Origin of the sequence: Cryobacterium zongtaii, from assembly GCF_002909375.1 — a bacterium.
Classification (GTDB): Bacteria; Actinomycetota; Actinomycetes; order Actinomycetales; family Microbacteriaceae; genus Cryobacterium; species Cryobacterium zongtaii.
The window spans coordinates 36,021-54,681 of record NZ_PPXD01000006.1 but is presented as its reverse complement, the minus strand read 5'-3'; the positions used below and the strand labels follow the sequence as shown (position 1 = coordinate 54,681).

The window sequence follows — 18,661 nt, the reverse complement described above, 5'->3', positions numbered from 1 at the left end:
CTCAGTCCTTTCCTGCGGTCATGTAGTGCATGAGTGTTTCCTGCGACGCGTCGGCCTTGGCGACCTCGCCGGTGAGTTTTCCTTCTGAGATCGCGTAGATGCGATCACAGATGCCGATCAGCTCGGGCAGTTCGGAGGAGATCACAATGACCGCCTTGCCCTGCGCCGCGAGCTCGTTGATGATTCCGTAGATCTCGTACTTGGCCCCCACGTCGATGCCGCGGGTCGGCTCGTCCAGGATCAACACGTCGGGGCCGGAGAAGATCCACTTCGACAGCACCACCTTCTGCTGGTTACCGCCGGAGAGCTTGCCGGTGATCGAGGTGACCGACGGCGCCTTGATGTTCATCTTCTGCCGGTAGGAGTCGGCGACCTTGTACTCACGGTGCTTGTCGATCACGCCGTACTTGGCCAGCTTGGCCAGGGCGGCCGCGGACACGTTGACGGTGATGTCGCCGATCAGGTTGAGGCCGTAGCGTTTGCGGTCCTCGGTGGCGTATGCGAAGCCGTGCTCGATGGCCTCCCCCACGGTGCGCATCTGGATTTCGGTGCCGTCTTTGAAGACCTGCCCGGAGATGTTGGTGCCGTAGGAGCGGCCGAAGATGCTCATCGCCAATTCGGTGCGGCCGGCGCCCATCAGCCCGGCGAAGCCGACGATCTCGCCGGCGTTGACGGTGAAGGAGGCACCGTCGACGACCTTGCGGGCCACGTCGACGGGGTGGTGCACTGTCCAGTTCTCCACCCTGAGCACCTCGGCGCCCACGGCGGGCTCCCGCGGCGGGAACAGGTTGTTCAGGTCCCGGCCGACCATGGCGCGGATGATGTGAGCCTCCGTGGCATCCGGCCCGGCCATGTCGATGGTCTCAATGGTCTTGCCGTCCCGGATCACCGTGACGGTGTCGGCGATGCGTTTGATCTCCTTGAGCTTGTGGGAAATGATGATGCAGGTGATGCCCTGCGTGCGCAGGTGGTCGATCAGGCCCAGCAGATGGGTGGAGTCCTCGTCGTTCAGGGCCGCGGTGGGCTCGTCGAGGATGAGCAGTTTGACCCGCTTGGAGAGCGCCTTGGCGATCTCCACGAGCTGCTGCTTGCCCACGCCGAGCTCGAGGATCTTGGTGGCCGGGTTCTCGTCCAGGCCCACCCGGGCCAGCAGCAGGGCGGCCTCACGGTTGGTCTTGTTCCAGTCGATCACCCCGCGGGTGGCGTTCTCGTTGCCGAGGAAGATGTTCTCCGCGATCGACAGGTACGGGCTCAGCGCCAGCTCCTGGTGGATGATGACGATACCGTCGTGCTCGCTGTCGTTGATGGTCTTGTAGGCCACCTCGTGGTCCTCGAACTCGATGCTGCCGTCGAAGCTACCGGCCGGGTACACCCCGCTGAGGACCTTCATCAGCGTGGACTTGCCGGCGCCGTTCTCCCCGCAGATGCCGTGCACCTGCCCCCTCGTGACCTCGAGGGAAACACCGTCGAGGGCCTTCACCCCATTGAAGTCCTTCACGATGTTGTTCATCCTGAGGATGATCGAATGCTCCACTGCGCTCTCCTGTTTGCTGATGGGCCGGGCACCCGGTTTCCCGGGTGCCCGGCTAGGAGGTCGGCCTGCTCGGAACGAACAGGCCGGCCAGGGTCGGCTCGTTAGAGGCCGACATCCGATGCCTTGATGAAGCCGGAGTCGACGAGCTTGGTCTGCACATCGTCCTTGACGACGACCTCGGGGTCGAGCAGGAACGACGGCACGACCTTCTCGCCGTTGTCGTAGGTCTCGGTGTCGTTGACGGTAACCTCGTCGCCGGCCACGATCTCCTCGATCATGGTGAACACCTGCTCGCCGAGCGTGCGGGTGTCCTTCCAGACCGTCATGGACTGCTCACCGTCGAGGATCGCCTTGACGTTGGCCTTGTCGGCATCCTGTCCGGTGATCAGCGGGTAGTCGGTGCCCGGTGCGTAGCCGGCCGATTTCAGCGAGGCGATGATGCCGATGGCCAGGCTGTCGTTCGGGGAGAGCACCACGTCGACCTTGTCGCCGCCGGTGTAGAACGACGACAGACGGTTGTCCATTTCGGACTGCGCCTTGTCGCTGGCCCACGCCTGGATGCCGATCGAGGCCCAGTCGTCGTTGGAGGCGGGTGACTGGCCGCTCGGAACGACGAGGACGCCGCTCTCCACGTAGGGCAGCAGAACGTCCCAGGCGCCGGAGAAGAAGAACTTGGCGTTGTTGTCGTCGGGGCTGCCGGCGAACGGTTCGATCGAGATCGGCCCGGTCGCGTTGGCCAGGTCGAGCTGGGTCTCCAGGAACTGGCCCTGCAGCTGGCCGACCTTGTAGTTGTCGAAGGTCGCGTAGTAGTCGACGTCAGGGGTGCCGTTGATCAGGCGGTCGTAGGCGATGACGGTGGCGTCCTGCTTCTTGGCCTCGGCGAGCACCGGTGCGAGCACCTGGCCGTCGACGGCGGCCACAACGAGGATCTTCGATCCGCCGGCGACCTGGTTCTGGATCTGGCTGATCTGCTGGTCGGTCTTGTTGTCGGCGTATTGCAGGTCGACGGTGCAGTCGGCCTCTTCGAGCAGCGCCTTGAGCTGCTCGCCGTCGTTGATCCAGCGTTCCAGGCTGCGAGTCGGCATCGAGATTCCGACGTTGCACTCGGTACCGCCGGCGGCTGCATCGCCGCCTCCGGTGGCTTCACCGTCGCTGGCGCAGGACGCGAGCGACAGGGCGAAGATGCCTGTGGCCGCGAGGGCGAGAATTTTCTTGGTCTTGGACATAGTTGGAGCTTTCCTCTCTGAGAGCTGCCAGTCACCGCAGTCACCGGTATGCCGGTGGACTGCCAGAGGAGGAAATCTTGTCGCCCGCTCCCCCAGCACTGGGCGAACGCGTGTCAGGGTTACCTCCTTGTAACGGGACATCGCTGTGATTGACCCACCGCGCAAATGCGGCCTTTGTTGACGGACAGAACTTATCTCGTACCTTCTCGGTTTGCCTAGGGGCAAAACAGGAAATGCCCCTGTTTGGGGGGTTGGCATGATAATGCGCCCCCTCGAGGGCTCCATTTGCGACGGGAATCGTCGAAACAGTTCGACACGGTCAGTAGCGGGAGGAGGCTCAAAAACCGACTTCCGGCGAATATGTTGTGGCCGGGGGTTTTCCAGCGGCCCGTGCGGGCAACTGTACGGATGGGCCGCGGGTGTGTAATATGTTGGTAATAGCAACAAATCGCCAATGAAGCTGAATCGGAGCACAGTAATGTCACTCACCCCCACCCCCGCCGACAAGTTCTCATTCGGCCTGTGGACCATCGGATACAACGGGTCTGACCCGTTCGGCGGACCCACTCGCCCGCAGCTGGACACCGTCGAAGCCGTCACCCGCCTCGCTCAGCTCGGCGCATACGGCCTCACCTTCCACGACGACGACCTCTTCGCCTTCGGCTCCACGGATGCCGCCCGCCAGAAGGAGATCGACCGTCTCAAGCAGGTCCTCGCCGACACCGGCATGATCGTGCCGATGATCACCACCAACCTGTTCAGCGCCCCGGTCTTCAAGGACGGCGGCTTCACCTCCAACGACCGCGCCGTGCGCCGGTTCGCCCTGCGCAAGGTCATGCGCAACCTCGACCTCGCCGCTGAGCTCGGCGCCAAGACTTTCGTGATGTGGGGCGGCCGTGAGGGCGCAGAGTACGACGCGGCCAAGGACATCCGCGCCGCCCTCGACCGTTACCGCGAGGCCGTCAACCTGCTCGGCGACTACGTCACCGACAAGGGTTACGACATCCGTTTCGCCATCGAGCCCAAGCCCAACGAACCGCGCGGCGACATTCTGCTGCCCACGGTCGGCCACGCCATGGCGTTCATCACCACCCTCGAGCGCCCCGAACTCGTCGGCGTCAACCCCGAGGTCGGTCACGAGCAGATGGCCGGGCTGAACTTCACCGCCGGCATCGCCCAGGCGCTCTACCAGGGCAAGCTGTTCCACATCGACCTCAACGGTCAGCGCGGGATCAAGTACGACCAGGACCTGGTCTTCGGCCACGGCGACCTGCAGAACGCGTTCTCGCTGGTGGACCTGCTCGAAAACGGTGGCCCGAACGGTGGCCCGTCCTACGACGGCCCGCGTCACTTCGACTACAAGCCGAGCCGCACCGAGGACATCAGCGGCGTCTGGGACTCCGCCGCCGCGAACATGCGCACCTACCTGCTGCTCAAGGAGCGTGCCGCGGCATTCCGCGCCGACCCCGAGGTGCAGGAGCAGCTGGCCGCATCGCGCGTGCCGGAACTGTCACAGACCACCCTGTCCGACGGCGAGAGCTACGACGACTTCCTCGCCGACAAGAGCGCCTACGAGGACTTCGCTCCGGAGGAGTACTTCGGCGGCAAGGGTTTCGGCTTCGTTCGCCTGCAGCAGCTGGCCCTCGAGCACCTGCTCGGCGCCCGCTAAACAGCAGGTTCGTTCGACCGCACCATCTGCCCCGGCCGGGACCTCCCGGCCGGGGCTTTCCCACACCCCCCACCCGCGAACTGTGGGGTGAGCACCTTCGCGCGAGTTGGGTGCTTTTCTCTCAGTTCGCGACGATGGTGTCCAGCTCGGCCCAGACCGCATCCGGCACGTCGATCGCGGCGTGGGCGACGGCCTCGTCGAAGCGCTCACTCGTGCGCACGCCCAGCACCGTCGTGTCGACGAGCGGATGCCGCAGGCTGAATTGCAAGGCGAGCGCGGCCAGCGGGATGCCGGCGTCGGCCGCGATGCGGGTGGCGGCGTCCACGGCGGCCTGGGTCTCCGGCCGGATCGGGCCGTAGGCGTAGGTGCCGGCGAACCGGGGGTCGCCGGTGAGGATCCCGGCGCCGAACGGGGCCGCGTTCTCCACGATCATGCCCCGGTCCCTGGCCGCCTGGTACAGGCCCAGCGCCGAGCGGTCCACCAGGGTGAAGCGGTTGTGATTGATCAGGACGTCGAAGAGGCCGGTGTCCACGAAGCGGCGCATCATCGCGACAGGTCCGCCCGAGATGCCGATATACCGGGCCACACCGCGGTCCCGCATGGCGACGAGCGCATCCACGGCACCGCCGGGCTGCATGACGCTCTCGAAGCCGACGTTTTCGGGATCGTGCAGGAAAAGGATGTCGACGGATTCGAGGCCGAGCCGGTCGAGTGACTGCTGCAGAGATCTCTCCATCTGCGCCGCCGAGAAGTCGTTGCGCGCCACGTCGCGGTCGAGCTTGGTCTGCACGACCAGTCCCGGGCCGACAGTGCCGGCCAGCGCCTTGCCGATGACCCCTTCCGAGTGTGAGTCGCCGTAGATGTTGGAGGTGTCGATGACGTTCGTGCTGAGCCGGCCGGCCGCCCAGGACGCGGCCAGGGCATCCGTGGCGCTGGTCTCGGCGGCACTCCGCGGCGACCAGCCGGACGTGCCGAGGGTGAGAGGAGACAGGAGGAGCGCCTGCGAGCCGGCGGGCCGGGGATCAAGGGAAACCATGAGGCGAGGCTAGTCCGTTTCTGCCGAGGGGCGTGGAGCGACAACCCGCTGACGAACCGGGGATCGGCATGCGGTACCGTGTCGAGAACCGGGCGTTCGGGCGGGAAGTGGGTCGCCCTCGTCCCGGCGTTCGTCGCTTTCCACAGAGGATCGATCCCATGAAATTCGTTCTGGCCCCCGACTCGTTCAAGGAATCGATGACCGCGCCCGAGGCCGTCGCCGCCATGCGACGCGGTGTGCTGTCGGTGTTTCCCGACGCCGACTGCGTGGCCGCGCCGATGGCCGACGGTGGGGAAGGCACCACGGAGGCCCTCACCGATGCCCTCGACGGTGTGCTCCTCAGCGCCCCGGTGCACGACGCCCTCGGACGTTCCGTTCGGGCCCGGTACGGCTACGTCGGCTCCGAGCACCTCGCCATCATCGAAATCGCCGCCGCCGCCGGGATCGACCTGGTCGCCGTCGCCGACCGGGACCCGAAGATCACCAGCTCCTACGGGGTCGGCGAGTTGATCCGCCACGCCCTGGACCGTGGTGCGACGCGGTTCATCGTGGGTCTGGGCGGCTCGGTGACCAACGACGGTGGCGCCGGGATGCTCGAGGCTCTCGGCGCCCGCCTGCTCGATGAGGCCGGTGCGGACTTGCCGCGCGGCGGTGCGGCCCTGGCACGGCTGCACCGGATCGACCTGTCCGCCGTCGACCCGCGATTGGCCGGCAGCACGTTCCAGATCGCCAGTGACGTCACGAATCCGCTGCTCGGAGCCGCCGGCGCCAGCGCCGTCTTCGGCCCGCAGAAGGGCGCCGACCCCGCCACCGTGCACCAGCTCGACGCCGCGCTGGGCGTGTACGCCACCGTGATCGCCGCCCTGACCGGCACGGATGTGTCCGCCCAGCCCGGCGCCGGAGCCGCCGGTGGACTCGGGGCCGCCTTTCTGGCGTTCTTCCCGGCCGAGCTGCGCCGCGGTGTGGATGTCGTGATGGATGCCGTGCACCTGGCCGACCGGATCGCCGGTGCCGATTTCGTGTTCACGGGCGAGGGCAGCCTCGACGCCCAAACCCTGAGCGGGAAGACCCCGCTGGGTGTTGCCGAGGCCGCCGGCGTGCACGGTGTCCCGGTCGTCGCCTTCGCGGGCCGGATCGGCCCCGGCGCCGAGGTGCTCTACGACCACGGTTTCGCCGCACTGGTGCCCATCGTGCCGGGTGTCGCCGACCTGCCCAGCGCCCTCGCCGATGGCGCGGCAAATTTGGAGCGCGCGGTCGCCACCGTCTGCCGGCTGCTCACCCTGTCCTGAGGGTGCCGCCCGCCCGCTGCGGGCGGCACGGAGCGCCTTGCGTGATGCCGCGGGGGCCCGCAAGCGTTTGAACATCCCCGCTAGACCGAATATGTTTAGACCCAGAACATTTTATGTGTGAGCCCCCGGGCGACGGCGAGGACGCCGCCGACCCACCGCGGATTTTTGAGGTTTGGAGTGCGCCATGGCGCTGGTTGCCGGAGTCGACTCGTCGACGCAGAGTTGCAAGATTGTGGTGCGGGATGCCGAGACGGGCGCGCTGGTGCGCACCGGCAAGGCGAGTCATCCCGTGGGCACCGAGGTCGATCCGGCCGCTTGGTGGGATGCCCTGCTGGCCGCCGTCGAGAAGGCCGGCGGTCTCGACGACGTCGCCGCCGTGTCGGTGGCCGCGCAGCAGCACGGCATGGTCGTGCTCGATGAGGACGGCCGCGTCATCCGCCCGGCCCTGCTCTGGAACGACACCCGCAGCGCGCAGGCCGCCGCCGACCTGATCGATGAGGTCGGCGCCGCCGAATACGCCCGCCGCACCGGCCTCGTGCCGGTGGCCTCGTTCACCGTCACCAAACTGCGCTGGCTGCGGGATGCCGAACCGGCCAACGCCGCCAGGGTCGCCGCCGTCGCCCTCCCGCACGACTGGCTCAGCTGGCGGCTGCGCGGTTACGGCCCGGCCGGTGAGAGCGAGCTCGGCCCCGTGCTGACCGCGCTGACCACCGACCGGTCGGATGCCAGCGGCACCGGCTACTTCTCGGCCGCCCTCGATGACTACGACCGTGAGCTGCTCGTGCGCGGGCTCGGCCACGACGCCGTGCTCCCCCGGGTGCTCGGCCCTGGCGAGACCGCAGGCACCACGGTGGCCCTGCCCGGGGTTCCCGCCGGTCTCGTCGTGGGTGTGGGAGCCGGCGACAACGCCGGCGCCGCACTGGGCCTGGGCGCTGCGGCCGGCGACGTGATCGTGTCGATCGGCACCAGCGGCACGGTCTTCGCCGTCACCGCGGTGCCCAGCGAGGATGCCTCCGGCGCCGTCGCCGGGTTCGCCGACGCCAGCGGGCTGCACCTGCCGCTGATCGCCACGCTCAACGCCGCCCGCATCCTGGACTCGATCGCCGGCCTGCTCGGCGTCGACCACCACGAACTGGGCCGGCTCGCGCTGGAGGCCGAGCCCGGCGCGCAGGGCCTGGTCCTGCAGCCGTACTTCGAGGGCGAACGCACCCCCAACCTGCCCGACGCCACGGCCTCCCTGTTCGGGATGACCCTGACCTCGACCACCCGGCCGAACCTGGCCAGGGCCGCGATCGAGGGGCTGCTGTGCGGCCTCGCCGACGGGCTGGACGCCGTGCGCGCGCAGGGAGTCAGCGTCGAACGCATCCTGCTGATCGGCGGAGCGGCGCAGAACCCGGCCGTGCAGTTCATCGCCGCGCAGGTGTTCGATGCACCGGTGGCCGTGCCCACCCCCGGCGAGTATGTCGCCGACGGCGGTGCCGCCCAGGCGGCCTGGTCGCTCACGGGCACCCGCCCGGCCTGGTCGGTGGCGGTCGAGGCGCACCCCACCCCGGACTTCCGCCCGGTCATCCGCGCCCAGTACGCCGCGCACCGCGCCTAGCTCCGCACCCCCGCTTTCGCGCGTTCGCTGTGTCGCGAAAGCAAAGGTCTGTTTCGCGAGAGCGAGGTCTGTGTCGCGAGAGCGGGGAAACGGTCACTTCGCGCGAGCTGAAGCAACCACCTCACCGCTCTCGCGACCTACTTGGCACCTCGTTACCCGGTGCGGGGTGCGGTTGTTCGCGAAAGCGGGGAAACGGTCATCTCGCGCGAGCTGATGCAACCACATCACCGCTTTCGCGAGGTGGGCCGAGTGCGCGGATGGCGGGGTACGGCTAGCTGGTGGGGATCCAGACGCGCATGCCCCCGGGCGCGCGGTTGCCCCACCGGTAGTACGGCACCGCGGTCACGGTGATGGCATCGCCGCCGGGAGACCGGGCGCCAGAGGCCACCGGGTAGAGCTCCCCCGCGTCCGGCGCCCGCCGCGCCCCGGTGATCCGCACCAGCGGCACGCCCAGATCCGCGTCGACCGGGCCCAGCTCGGCGTCGGCGGCGGCATCCACGACGAAGTCCTCGAGCACCAGCGACCCGGGTAGGTCGGCCTGTTCGAGCGTGTAGACCAGCGGCCCGCGCGTCACCACGACGCAGCCGCGCACCGCATCCACCTGCGGATGTGCCCGCCGCAGCCGCACGGGCATGTCCAGCACCAGCTCGATCGAGCGGATGCCCGCCCCCGGCACCCGCAGGTAGCCGGCCGACACCGCCGTAGAAGCCGTCTCCCCGTTCACGGTCAGCCGCCAGGACTCCGCCCAGGCGGGTACCCGCAGCGCCACCTCGCCACCGGTGAACGGCGCGTCGAACTCGATCGCCACGACACCGTCGACCGGGTAGCCCGTGCGGATCCGGGCCACAGTGGCCGCCCCGCCGACCCCGCCGAGGTCGATGGTGCCGGTTTCGTAGAGGTGCAGCTGGAGGGAGCCCGCGGCCGTCGTCGCGGCGTAGTGCTGCAGGGACGAGACGAGTCGGGCCAGGTTGGGCGGGCAGCAGGCGCAGTCGTACCAGCCCACCCGGCGGGCCGGCGCCTGCTCGTGTGCGCCGTCCCGGTGGGTGCGCACCTGCAGCGGGTTGGAGTAGAAGAACGCGGTGCCGTCGCTCGTGGTCGACCCGGCGACGGCGTTGTACAGCGCGCGTTCGATCTCGTCGGCGAACCGGCCCTCGCCGGTGAGCAGCAGCATCCGCCAGTTGAACTGCACGCTGGAGATCGCGGCGCAGGTTTCGGAGTATGCCCGGTCCGGCGGCAGCTCGAACGGGTCGCCGAAGGCCTCGTCGCGGTGCCGGGAGCCGAGCCCGCCGGTGACGTACATCTTGCTCCGGTGCACGTCGGACCAGATGCGTTCGAGGGCGGCGAGCAGCTCGGGGTCGCCGTCCTCGGCGTAGACGTCGGCCACGCCGGCGGCCAGGTACAGCTGGCGCACCGAGTGCCCGGTGGCGCCGGGCACCGTGCGCACGGGTTCGTGGTCCTGGAAGTAGCCGTAGCCGAACCGGTCCTCGCCCACGCTCCGGTGGCCGCGGAGGTCGATGAAGCGCTGGGCGAGCTCGAGCCAGCGCCGCTGTCCGGTCACCCTGTACACCTCGACCAGGGCTGTCTCGATTTCCGGATGCCCGCAGACCGCGTCCACGCCGCCGGCGCCGAAGCGCTGCTCGACTAGGCCGGCGAATCGCAGCCCCACCTCGAGCAGGTCGGTGCGCCCGCGGGTGCGCTGCCACGCCACCCCGGCCTGCAGCAGGTGCCCGAGGCAGTACAGCTCGTGGCCCCAGCGCAGGTCGGCGAACTGTTCGTCGGGCTTGGCCACCTGGAAGAACGAGTCCAGGTAGCCGTCGTCCTGCTGCGCGGCCTGCAGCAGCGCCACGGTGTCGTCGACGAAGGAGTCGAACACCTCGGCGCCGCCACCGGCCCGCCCGGCCTCCCAGCCGATGGCCTCGAGCACCTTGTAGACGTCGGAGTCGGCGAAGACGAAGCCGCGGAAGACTCCGCCCTCCAAGCCGGCCGCGATCCGCAGGTTGGCCAGCGCCCCCGATTCCTCGAGCTGCCGAACGCAGTGCGCCAGGGTGGCGTCCCGGTTCACCCGCTGCCAGCTGGCGAGCTGCCCGGTTCCGGTGAGGTTCACCGCGTCGAGGGGCAGCGGGCGGAGGACGCTGTGTGCCCCGGCGAGGGGGCTGACGGGTCCGGTGATGGGCATGAGAACTCCTGTGGCTAGGTCGGAAGAAATGGGTGGCTATTCCCAGGCCACGACCGGCCAGCCGTCGTCCCAGCCGAGCGGGATGAGGCCGAGTTGGAAGGCGCCGTCCAGGCTGGCGTCGTAGTAGTGGAACGCGAGGGTGTCGCCGGACACCGACTGGCCGCCGGGGCCGACCCGGTCCCCGTCGCTGGAGAGCACCGGGGTGCCGCCGTCATCCAGCAGCGCGGCGCCGTTGGCGTCCAGGTACGGTCCGTCCACGGTCTCGGACCGTCCGACGGCGATGTTGTAGCTGCTGTCCACGCCGCGGCAGCAGAAATCTCGCGAGAAGAACAGGTAGTAGAAGCCGTCGTGCGCGAGCAGGAACGGCGCCTCGAGAGCGTTCACGGCCAAGTTGCGGTCCGCGAGCAGCACCGGGTCGGCGTCGTCGGCGCGCAGCCCGCTCGGCCAGTCGAGTTCGACGAGGTGCAGCCCGGACGAGAACGAGCCGAAGCTCAGCCAGGGCGTTCCGGCGGCATCCTCGACCACCCCGGCGTCGATCGCGTTGTAGTCGGTGCCCACGGAGGTGATCACCTCGCCCCGGTCCACCCAGGCGTAGTCGGCCGCATCCGGATCGAGGGTGCTGTTGGTCGCCAGCGCGATCACCGAGGTGTTCGTGCCGAACAGCGACGCCGAGTAGTAGAGGTACCAGGTGCCGTCGTGCTGGTAGAGCTCCGGTGCCCACAGGTTGTCCACCCCGGGCACCGCCTCCACCAGCCAGTCCGGCTTCTCCTGCCAGACCTCGCCGACGTATTCCCAGTCCAGCCCGTCGACGGAGCGGCGGATCTGGATGTTGCCGTCCGCGACCTGCCCGTTGCCGGTGGAGTACACGTAGGACGCGTCCCCCTCGGCCCCGGCCACGTAGGCGGGGTCGTGGGTGGCGATGTCACCGCTGAGTTCGCGGGCGCCCTGCTCGGCCGAGCATCCGCTCAGCACGAACAGGACGACCGCGGCCAGGGTCAGGACGAACAGGCCCGCGGGCGTGCCCGCCTGACCCGTTCGTCCTAACCGAGCGCGATCGCCGACCATGAGACGGGCGGCAGCGTCACGGTGAGCGTGCCGTCGGCGAGGACCGCGCCGGTGAGGTCCTTCAGGCCCACCCGGTTCTGGTCGGCCAGCGTGTTCTTCGCGTACGGGTCGGCGTCGTGCAGGGTGACGGCTTCCGTGATGGCGGATGCGCCGAGCCCGGACACGTCGATGGCCACCTCGATCGACTCGGTCTGGCTGCGGTTCACCAGGAACACCGCGCTCGTGCCGGTCTCGGCGTCAGCGGTCACGACCGAGTCCACCAGCGGTGCGGCGCCGTACACCGCGGTGTCGTAGGTGTCGACGGTGATGCGGGGCGTGAGCACCTCGCCGCGGGCGAGCCTGGAGGTCACCGAGAAGGGGAAGAATGTGCTCTGGCGCCAGGAGTCTCCGCCTGGTTCGGTCATGATCGGGGCGATCACGTTCACCAGCTGGGCCAGCGAGGCCGAGCCGACCCTGTCGTGGTTCTGCAGCAGGGTGATCAGCAGGTTGCCGAGCACGACGGCATCCGCCACCGAGTAGACGTCCTCGAGCTGACGCGGCGCGAAACGCCACTCGTCGTTGACCTCCTCGGAGGCCTGGTGCTCTTCGAGGTACCAGATGTTCCACTCGTCGAAGGAGAGCTGGATGGTCTTCTTGCTGCGCAGCTTGTGCTTGACGTGGTCGGCGGTGGCCACGACGGTGTCGATGAAGTACTTCATCTCCAGCGACGACGCCAGGTAGGAGGCCAGGTCACCGTTGCGTTCCTGGTAGTAGGCGTGGCAGGAGATGTAGTCGACCGACTCGTAGCTGTGCTCGAGCACGACCCGCTCCCACTCGCCGAAGGTGGGCATCGCCGAGCCGGAGGATCCGCAGACCACGAGCTCCAGCGACGGGTCGGCGGTCTTCATTGCCGAGGCGGTGCGGGCCGCGATCTTGCCGTAGTCGTCCGAGGACATGTGGCCGACCTGCCAGGGGCCGTCCATCTCGTTGCCGAGGCACCACATGCGGATGTCGTACGGTTCGGTCTTGCCGTTGGCGACGCGCTCGTCGGCCAGGGCGGTGCCGGCCTCACCGTTGGCGTATTCGAGCAGGTCGAGCGCCGACTCGATGCCGCGGGTACCGAGGTTCACGGCCATCATCAGTTCGGAGCCGGTCAGTTCGCACCAGCGGCCGAACTCTTCCAGGCCCACCTGGTTGCTTTCCAGCGAGTGCCAGGCCAGGTCGCGGCGCACCGGGCGCCGGTCGCGGGGTCCGACGCCGTCTTCCCACTTGTAGCCGGAGACGAAGTTGCCGCCGGGGTAGCGGATGGTGGTGGAGCCCAGCTCCTTGACCAGGTCGACCACGTCGAGGCGGAAGCCGTCCTCGTTGGCGGTGGGGTGGTCGGGCTCGTAGATCCCGTCGTAGACGCAGCGGCCGAGGTGCTCCACGAAGGAGCCGAAGATGCGCCGGTTGATGGTGGCGACCACATTGGTGCGGTCGATACTGATTCGTGCGGTGGTCATGGAGATCGTGTCCTATCTGTGCAGCGTTGACGAGGTGGGGCGAAGTCGAGTGAAACGAGAAAAGGCGGTGGGGTGGGGTGTTCAGGCCGGCGACGCACGCCGGCTGGGCGCGAGTGACAGGGCGCCGTCTTCGTTGCGCACCGCGCCGTGCGCGGGGTGCGCCGCGTCGAGGGCGGCGAGCCGGTGGTCGATGAGCCAGCCCGCCACGAACAGCGGCGCCGAGGCGCCGATCAGCGGCACCAGCACGCCGAACTGGAACAGGGCCAGCGTGAGCGCGCCCACCGCCAGGATCAGCGACAGGCTCAGCAGCGGGGACACGAACGGCAGTACAAACGCGTACCGCCAGATCGAGCGGGCCGAGTCGCGGTAGCGGGTGCAGATGATGATCGCGGAGAACGCCGCCAGCAGGGTGCCGACCGAGACCACGACCAGCAGCACGAGCAGCACTGCGCTGACCGGGCTGCCCGCCACCGCAGTGGTCTGGAAAGCCACCAGGTCGAGGAACACCAGTACCGTGGCGAGCTGGAACGGGATCGCGACGACCGCGAGGTGCCAGAACTGGGCGCGGTAGGCGGTGATGAAGTCCCGCACCAGCCTGTCGCTGGGCTGGCCGGCGCGCAGCCTGCCGAGCAGGATCGCCGCGGCCGTGGCCGCCGGGAACACGCCCAGCACGATCAGCCCGGCGAGAGTGCCCGCGAGGAAGAGCAGGTTGATCACCACGAGCGCGATCGCGAACCGCAGCCAGTGCATCACCTTCCCGGCCCAGCCGATGGCGTAGTCGTCCATCTCAGGCGCCTCTCGTGCCGAACCAGGCCACCCCGTCGGCGGTGAGGCCGCTGAAGGAGAGGGCGGGCCGGGCGTTCGCCCAGTCCCAGCTGGTGAAGACCACGGCGTCGAGTTCGGTGCCGGATGCGCTGCCGACGACCAGCCGCACGCGTTCGATGCGCCCGTCGAAGAGCCGCTCGGGCGTATCCGCGGGAACCAGAACCGTGGGCGCCACTGCGACGGTGACCGGGTCGGCATTCACCAGCGCGGTCGACTCCGGAGCCAGACGCACCGCGCGCCACGGGCCGGCCAGGCTCACCGGCGCGGCCAGGCGCTCCGCATCGGCGCCGGCGAACGGCTGCGGCGAGACGACGGGCCAGCCCGCTTCGGTGAAGAAGGTGCGCCGCAGTTGCACAACGTGCTGGCTGGGGTCGTCGGCGAAGCGCACGTGGTGCACCATGAAGTACTCGTCGGCGCGGCAGGCTGATGCTGTTGCATCGGCGGCATCGCTCGTGCCGGGCAGGCCCGGCTCGGTCAGGATCGAGTTGTGCCCGGGGGCGAGCCAGCCGGTGTCGTCGCCGAACCGGTGGCTGCCGAGCACCTTGGTGCCGATCAGGGCCGGATCGGTGTCGAGGTCGGTCATCGAGTGGCCGAGCAGGTCGGTGTACGGGCCGGTGATCTCCTCAGCCACGGCCACCCGTACGTTGTAGCTGTCGAAGAGCGAGTCGTAGGAGGAGAACAGCACGTAGCGGTCCTCCTCGCGGCGGTAGACGATGAAGGCGCCTTCGATCGCCCGGTCCACCGACATCGGCCGGCGGGCGATGACGGTGCCCAGGTCGCCCGGCGTCTGTGGCCGACCGGTCGCCGGGTTCAGCGGCAGCGTGTAGATGCCGGAGAAGAACGACCCGTAGGTCAGCCACGGGGTGCCGGACCTGTCGACGGTGACGGCCGCGTCGATCGCGTTCTGGCTGTCGGTTCCGGCGCGGGTGGCCACGACGATGCCGCGGTCCTCCCACGGTCCGGCCAGCCGGCTCGCCACGGCCAGGCCGATGGCGGACGTGCTCGAACCGAAGGTGGAGGCCGAGTAGTACATGTGCCACTTCACATCGGATGCGGCGGCGGTCGAGGCGCCGGCCGTCGGCCAGCGCACGACCTCCGGAGCCCAGAGCCCGGGCGCCTGGCTCCACTCGAAAGCGGGCCCCGGCACGCCGTCCAGGGCGGTGCCCACGAAGGACCAGTGCACGAGGTCGGTCGACCGGCGCACGTGCACGCCGGCCGCCACCGCATCGGCGCCGGCGGCGGCATCCGTGGAGAACATGTACCAGGTGCCGTCGGTGTCGCGCACGACGGTGGGGTCGTGGGCGTTGCGGGTGCCCCAGTCGGCCGGGTCGCCGGCGGGCGCCGGGGTCAGGCTGCGCAGCGCCTGGCCGGGCCGCGCTTGGCCGGGCAGTGTCTGGTCGAGAACCGACATGATCAGCCCTTCCCGCCGGTGAGGGCGACGGATTCGATGATCTGGCGCTGGAAGATGATGAACACAATCAGCACGGGCAGTAGGGCGATGAAGGACGCCGCCATGATCAGCGGGTAGTCGGTCTGGCTGGCGTACTGGGCGTTGAAGCTCGCGATCACCAGCTGCAGGGTCTGCTTCTCCGGCGTGTTCAGGTAGATGATCGGGGCCAGGTAGTCGTTCCAGACGGCCATGAACCAGAGGATGAACTGCGCCGCCATGGCGGGCCGGATGGCCGGGAAGATCAGCTTGAAGAAGATCTGCAGGTAGGAGGCGCCGTCGAGCTTGGCGGCCTCGATGATCGAGTCCGGCACGTTCTCGAGGTACTGCTTGAGGAAGAAGATCATGATGATGTTGCCGAACAGGCCGGGCACGATCAGCGGCAGCAGGGTGTCGACCCAACCGATCTCGGCGAAGACCATGAACTGCGGAATCATGATGGTCGGGAACGGGATCATCAGGCCGGCTAGCAGCATCAGGAATGCGGCGTTCTTGAACGGCATCCGCATTTTCGCGAAAGCGAACGCGGCGATCGAGGAGGTGACCGATCCGACCACGGTGACGGTGCCCGCCACGATCAGGCTGTTCCGGATGCCGCTGAGCAGCGGACCGGCCGACCAGACCCGCAGGTAGTTCTCCCACACCATCGGGTCGGGGATCCACTGCGGCGGCAGCGAGAAGATCGCTTCCTGGGTCTTGATCGAGGTGGAGAACGTCCAGAGCAACGGGCCGATCATGACCACAGCGCCGATGGACAGGATGATCGTGACGATCACATTGCCGATCGAATAGCTGGTGGTGCGCGAGACGCCGCGCTTGCGGTTCGGCGCCGGGAGGCGGCGTCCACCTGAGGTCGGTGGGAGTGCCCCGTCGGGGGCCAGGAGGGGAGCTGCGCTCGGAATGGAGCCGGGCAGGGAGGTTGATGTAGTCACGGTGGCGGCCTCAGTCGATCGAGAACTGGTTGCGGCGGTTGAGCCTGAATTGGATGACGGTGATCACGAAGATGATCAGACCGAGCACGATCGACATCGATGACGCGTAGCCCATGTGCAGGTTGTTGAAGGCCTGCCGCCAGATGTACCAGACGATGGTCGCCGAGCTGAATTCCGGACCGCCCGTCGGGGTCATGATGTTGACCTCGATGAAGATCTGCGAGCCGCCGATGATGCTCGTCACCACGAGGAAGAAGGTGACCGGTCGAACCATCGGGAGGGTGATGTGGCGGAACTGAGCCCAGGTGCCGGCGCCGTCGAGCGCTGCGGCCTCGTAGAGGTAGCGCGGCACCGATTGCAGGGCAGCCAGGTAGAGCAGCATCGAGTAGCCGAGCCCCTTCCAGGTGGCCATGATGATCAGTGCCGGCTTGACGGTGTCCTTGTTCGCCAGCCAGTTGGGTCCCTGAATGCCGAACAGGTCCAGAACCTGGTTGACCAGGCCGAAGTCGCCGTTGTACGCCCACTGCCAGAGGATGGCGATTGCGGCGATCGAAGAGATCACCGGCACGTAGTAGACGGTGCGGAAGAACGTGGTGCCGCGCATCTTGCGGTTGAGCCCGAGGGCCAGCGCCATCGAGAGCACCAGGCCGATCGGGATACCGATCATCATGAAGAAGGTGTTCCACATGGCCTTAGCGAAATACGGGTCGTTCCACATCTTGATGTAGTTGTCGATCCCGTTGAACTTCGGAGCGGCCAGCCCATTCCAGGCCGTGAAGGAGGCGTAGACGGAGAACAGCAGCGGGTAGAGCGTGAAAAGCAGGAAGCCGATCAGGGGGATCGCGATGAACGCGAGGGCAACCTGGTGCTCGCGCCTGTGCAGTCGAGAGCGGCGCGGCTTGGTGCGAAGAGCTGTGGTGGACATCAGTGATCTTCCTTGACGTGATTCCATGAGCGGGGGGCCGGCCGGGGCCGGGGGCGGATGCCGCGGCCACGCGTAGAGAGCGCGGCCGCGGCATCCGGGCGGTGTTAGCCGATACCGGCCTGGGCGTTGGCGTCGTCCAGGAAAGCCTGCATCTTGGGCTGCGCCTCCTTGAGGTAGTCGGCGGCGGTCTGCTTGCCGTCGAGGACCGGCTGGATGTTGGTGAACAGCTCGTCATACCACTCGGCGTTGTAGGTGTTGTTCGCCGGCAGCGCACGACCGTAGTCGTTGACGATGTCGAGGAATTCCTGCTTGTTGGCCGGCTTGGTGGTCGAGTCGGCCACCCAGGTGTCGGCCATGTCCTTGAGGTTCGGGATCTGCACCCCGGCGTCGACCAAGGTCTGCTGCGCCGTGACGTCGGCAGAGAGGTACTCGACAAGCTTGGCGGACAGCTCAGGGTCCTCGGTGGTGCTGCCGACGGCGATGCCGAGCGAGCCGACCCAGGTGGCGGACTCACCGGTCTTCCCGGCCGGGTAGGGAATCAGGTCCCAGTCGAAGTCGAGCTCGGCGTACGTGGAGACGTCCCACGGGCCCACCGGGAAGAACGCGATCTGGCCACTCATCCAACGCTGGTAGGTGTCAAGGGTCTGCGCCTGCGCGGTGGAGGGGGTGACGCCCTCCACGTTGGACAGGTCCGCGAACCACTGCAGCGCCTCGGCGAACTCGGGCGTGTCAACGGTGACCTTGGTGCGGTCCTCGTTGAGGAAGTCGGCGCCGTTCGACCAGGCGAACGACTGCAGGCTCCACTGCACGTTGAGGCCGGTGCCCCACTGGTCCAGCTCGCCGTCACCGTTGAGGTCCTTGGTGAGCTGCTTGGAGATGTTGACGAACTCCTCGAGCGTCAGGGGAACGTCCACGTCGGGCAGCGGAATACCGGCGGCCTCGAACATGGTCTTGTTGTACCCGAACGAGAACGGTCCGACGTCCTTCGGCAGCGCGTAGATGGCGCCTTCGCCGACCAGGCTGCCGTCGAAGCGGTAGCTGTCGACGCCGTATTCCCAGATGTTGTCGAGGTCGAGGGTGTCCGACCCTTCGACGTACTCGGTGATGTCGAGGACGACACCGTTGTTCACGTAGGCCTGGATGTCGCCCTGCGCGATGTAGAACACGTCCGGGATCTGCTTGCCGGCGATGGCCGCCTTGAGCTTGGTGGCGTAGTCGTCTGCGGTGGTCGAGATGATCTTGACCTTGACGTCGTTGGCTTCTTCGAAGGCCTTGATGGCCGTCGTGTATGCGGCCTTCTCGTCTTCGCCGCCGCGGAACATGAATGTGAGCTGCTTCTCACCGGTGTCTGCTGCTCCTGCCGAGCATCCGCTGAGCAGAAGGCCGGTCGTAGCGATCATTGCTACGGAGGCGGCGATAAAACGTGACCTCTTCATCACGTAGTTCCTTCCCGATT

At 67.9% G+C, this 18,661-nt stretch carries 14 protein-coding genes; 3 read left to right on the top strand and 11 right to left on the bottom strand.

All coding sequences use genetic code 11. The features are described from left to right. Position 1: 1 nt before the first annotated feature. Complete coding sequence (mmsA, locus tag C3B61_RS04455) at positions 2–1,510, bottom strand: multiple monosaccharide ABC transporter ATP-binding protein (protein WP_088457834.1); 1,509 nt, start codon at positions 1,508–1,510, stop codon at positions 2–4. Positions 1,511–1,635: 125 nt separating this feature from the next. Further along, positions 1,636–2,760 carry a multiple monosaccharide ABC transporter substrate-binding protein gene (gene chvE, locus C3B61_RS04450; RefSeq protein ID WP_103459690.1) on the bottom strand — a complete coding sequence of 375 codons (1,125 nt, stop codon included), beginning with the start codon at positions 2,758–2,760 and terminating at the stop codon, positions 1,636–1,638. Between the two features lie 478 nt (positions 2,761–3,238). On the opposite strand from chvE, the gene xylA reads away from it, so the two are divergent. Further along, positions 3,239–4,429 carry a xylose isomerase gene (gene xylA, locus C3B61_RS04445; protein WP_088455103.1) on the top strand — a complete coding sequence of 397 codons (1,191 nt, stop codon included), beginning with the start codon at positions 3,239–3,241 and terminating at the stop codon, positions 4,427–4,429. Between the two features lie 121 nt (positions 4,430–4,550). On the opposite strand, the gene C3B61_RS04440 is transcribed toward xylA, so the two are convergent. Beyond that, the gene (locus C3B61_RS04440; RefSeq protein ID WP_103459689.1) at positions 4,551–5,465 is read right to left on the bottom strand and encodes an aldo/keto reductase; all 915 of its coding nucleotides are present in this window, start codon (positions 5,463–5,465) and stop codon (positions 4,551–4,553) included. A gap of 158 nt (positions 5,466–5,623) precedes the next feature. On the opposite strand from C3B61_RS04440, the gene C3B61_RS04435 reads away from it, so the two are divergent. Both C3B61_RS04435 and xylB read left to right on the top strand, forming a co-directional pair. Further along, positions 5,624–6,754 (top strand): glycerate kinase, encoded by a 1,131-nt coding sequence (locus C3B61_RS04435; RefSeq protein WP_103459688.1) that lies wholly within the window; start codon positions 5,624–5,626, stop codon positions 6,752–6,754. A gap of 184 nt (positions 6,755–6,938) precedes the next feature. After that, complete coding sequence (gene xylB, locus C3B61_RS04430; RefSeq protein WP_103432776.1) at positions 6,939–8,354, top strand: xylulokinase; 1,416 nt, start codon at positions 6,939–6,941, stop codon at positions 8,352–8,354. Between the two features lie 271 nt (positions 8,355–8,625). Here xylB and C3B61_RS04425 read toward each other — a convergent pair whose 3' ends face one another. The 8 genes from C3B61_RS04425 to C3B61_RS04390 form a co-directional block, all read right to left on the bottom strand. Beyond that, positions 8,626–10,530 (bottom strand): glycoside hydrolase family 127 protein, encoded by a 1,905-nt coding sequence (locus C3B61_RS04425; RefSeq protein WP_103459687.1) that lies wholly within the window; start codon positions 10,528–10,530, stop codon positions 8,626–8,628. Between the two features lie 36 nt (positions 10,531–10,566). Continuing rightward, positions 10,567–11,595 carry an arabinan endo-1,5-alpha-L-arabinosidase gene (locus tag C3B61_RS04420; protein ID WP_103459686.1) on the bottom strand — a complete coding sequence of 343 codons (1,029 nt, stop codon included), beginning with the start codon at positions 11,593–11,595 and terminating at the stop codon, positions 10,567–10,569. Continuing rightward, positions 11,571–13,076, bottom strand: coding sequence for an arabinosylfuranosidase ArfA (gene arfA, locus C3B61_RS04415; protein ID WP_103459685.1), 1,506 nt, complete (start codon positions 13,074–13,076; stop codon positions 11,571–11,573). The genes C3B61_RS04420 and arfA overlap by 25 nt, the downstream gene beginning before the upstream one ends. A gap of 81 nt (positions 13,077–13,157) precedes the next feature. Then, entirely contained in the window at positions 13,158–13,862 is a 705-nt protein-coding gene (locus C3B61_RS04410) for a DUF624 domain-containing protein (protein WP_103459684.1), read from the bottom strand. 1 nt (position 13,863) lies between these two features. Then, entirely contained in the window at positions 13,864–15,312 is a 1,449-nt protein-coding gene (locus C3B61_RS04405) for an arabinan endo-1,5-alpha-L-arabinosidase (RefSeq protein WP_103459683.1), read from the bottom strand. Between the two features lie 2 nt (positions 15,313–15,314). Beyond that, complete coding sequence (locus C3B61_RS04400) at positions 15,315–16,280, bottom strand: carbohydrate ABC transporter permease (RefSeq protein ID WP_240632350.1); 966 nt, start codon at positions 16,278–16,280, stop codon at positions 15,315–15,317. A gap of 10 nt (positions 16,281–16,290) precedes the next feature. Next, positions 16,291–17,205 (bottom strand): carbohydrate ABC transporter permease, encoded by a 915-nt coding sequence (locus tag C3B61_RS04395; protein WP_165791122.1) that lies wholly within the window; start codon positions 17,203–17,205, stop codon positions 16,291–16,293. Between the two features lie 104 nt (positions 17,206–17,309). Then, entirely contained in the window at positions 17,310–18,641 is a 1,332-nt protein-coding gene (locus tag C3B61_RS04390) for an ABC transporter substrate-binding protein (RefSeq protein WP_088455093.1), read from the bottom strand. Between the last annotated feature and the right edge of the window lie 20 nt (positions 18,642–18,661).

Coding starts and splice junctions, on each gene's coding strand:
- mmsA (WP_088457834.1), bottom strand. CDS start 1,510: ATGAACAACATCGTGAAGGACTTCAATGGGGTGAAGGCCCTCGACGGT.
- chvE (WP_103459690.1), bottom strand. CDS start 2,760: ATGTCCAAGACCAAGAAAATTCTCGCCCTCGCGGCCACAGGCATCTTC.
- xylA (WP_088455103.1), top strand. CDS start 3,239: ATGTCACTCACCCCCACCCCCGCCGACAAGTTCTCATTCGGCCTGTGG.
- C3B61_RS04440 (WP_103459689.1), bottom strand. CDS start 5,465: ATGGTTTCCCTTGATCCCCGGCCCGCCGGCTCGCAGGCGCTCCTCCTG.
- C3B61_RS04435 (WP_103459688.1), top strand. CDS start 5,624: ATGAAATTCGTTCTGGCCCCCGACTCGTTCAAGGAATCGATGACCGCG.
- xylB (WP_103432776.1), top strand. CDS start 6,939: ATGGCGCTGGTTGCCGGAGTCGACTCGTCGACGCAGAGTTGCAAGATT.
- C3B61_RS04425 (WP_103459687.1), bottom strand. CDS start 10,530: ATGCCCATCACCGGACCCGTCAGCCCCCTCGCCGGGGCACACAGCGTC.
- C3B61_RS04420 (WP_103459686.1), bottom strand. CDS start 11,595: ATGGTCGGCGATCGCGCTCGGTTAGGACGAACGGGTCAGGCGGGCACG.
- arfA (WP_103459685.1), bottom strand. CDS start 13,076: ATGACCACCGCACGAATCAGTATCGACCGCACCAATGTGGTCGCCACC.
- C3B61_RS04410 (WP_103459684.1), bottom strand. CDS start 13,862: ATGGACGACTACGCCATCGGCTGGGCCGGGAAGGTGATGCACTGGCTG.
- C3B61_RS04405 (WP_103459683.1), bottom strand. CDS start 15,312: ATGTCGGTTCTCGACCAGACACTGCCCGGCCAAGCGCGGCCCGGCCAG.
- C3B61_RS04395 (WP_165791122.1), bottom strand. CDS start 17,205: ATGTCCACCACAGCTCTTCGCACCAAGCCGCGCCGCTCTCGACTGCAC.
- C3B61_RS04390 (WP_088455093.1), bottom strand. CDS start 18,641: ATGAAGAGGTCACGTTTTATCGCCGCCTCCGTAGCAATGATCGCTACG.